The organism is Oleiphilus sp. HI0080 (assembly GCF_001635135.1).
In genome coordinates, this window is sequence record NZ_LWFU01000571.1 from 1 (window position 1) to 1,085 (window position 1,085).

Consider the following 1,085-nt stretch of genomic DNA (forward strand, 5'->3'; position numbering starts at 1 on the left):
GGTTAATAATAATGGCGCATACGTCACTCTCTCTTGCTCCATGTGCATGTTCAATGAGTTCGTGCTCAGCGTTACTTTGAAAATGCTTGATTGAAAACGTCGTGCCTTCTGTATGCGTCTCGAGGCGGGTTACGATGTCTTGAAGGGTCTCTGAACCATAAATGTGCGGCTCACGTTTGCCTAGTAAGTTAAGGTTCGGACCGTTTAAAACGAGTATGGAGGGCATTAGGCACTCTTTGCTGACGAATTTTCATTTGACGCCAAGTTTAGTGCTGGTTTCCTTGATACGCAATCGTTAATGCAAGATAGCTGCAGTTTTGCTTATTTTAGGGGCTAAATCCCTCCATTTAGATGGAAGTTGTCTTGTTGTGTTTCAGCAATTTGTTTATTTCTCTCACCAATATTGCCGGTTTGGCTGGCTTGATGAGGAAGGGTGAGTTACTAAGACTTTTCGCCTCATCAACGATGGCCGGATCTTCTTCGGCAGACATGAAAATAATGGGTAAGTTTTTCCACTTTGGATGTTGCTTGAGGAGTTTGGCGACTTCAATTCCATTGCAGTCTTGAAGGTACATATCGAGGAGTAGTAGGTCGGGCTCGTTGAGCTCGAGGCTCGGCAATAAGTTTGATGGCTGGTTGATCGTAATGCAGTCAAATTGGTTCGCCGTTAAGGCGTTCTCTGCATACTTTAGTTGTGACATGGAGTCATCAATTACTGCAATAAGCGGTTTGCTGATGAGGTTAGTGTTGAAGGCTTGATTGATGGCTCTTGTCAGGTTTCTTGAGTTGAGCGTCCCGACTAGCAACGCCTGTGCTTTGCTTCGGACAGCAAGTAACCTTGATTCAAACTCAGGTTCTTCTGAGCTGTAGAAGATGATTGTTACGTCGGTATTTTGCTTTGTCAGCTTTGCAGCAAGTTCGAAGCCAAAGCGCCGCTTTTGATAATCGATGCCAATGACAAAGCATGTTCCGGGGGAAATCTGGCTTTGAATGTCATTGATGTATTTTACCGGGATGGAGTCGATCGCTTCGGGAAGGCTTAGTTCGGCCTTTTTCTCATTGGTGGCAATACATATTTTGGTGAT

The 1,085-nt window shown here is 44.7% G+C and carries 2 protein-coding genes; both read right to left on the reverse strand.

Annotated features, from left to right (window positions below; all coding sequences use genetic code 11):
* Positions 1-226: type II 3-dehydroquinate dehydratase (locus A3751_RS12610; protein WP_156492418.1), on the reverse strand; the 226-nt coding region annotated here is incomplete at its 3' end.
* A gap of 121 nt (positions 227-347) precedes the next feature.
* Positions 348-1,085, reverse strand: a 738-nt coding sequence (locus tag A3751_RS12615) for a PleD family two-component system response regulator (RefSeq protein ID WP_197466320.1), incomplete at its 5' end; no start/stop codon positions are given.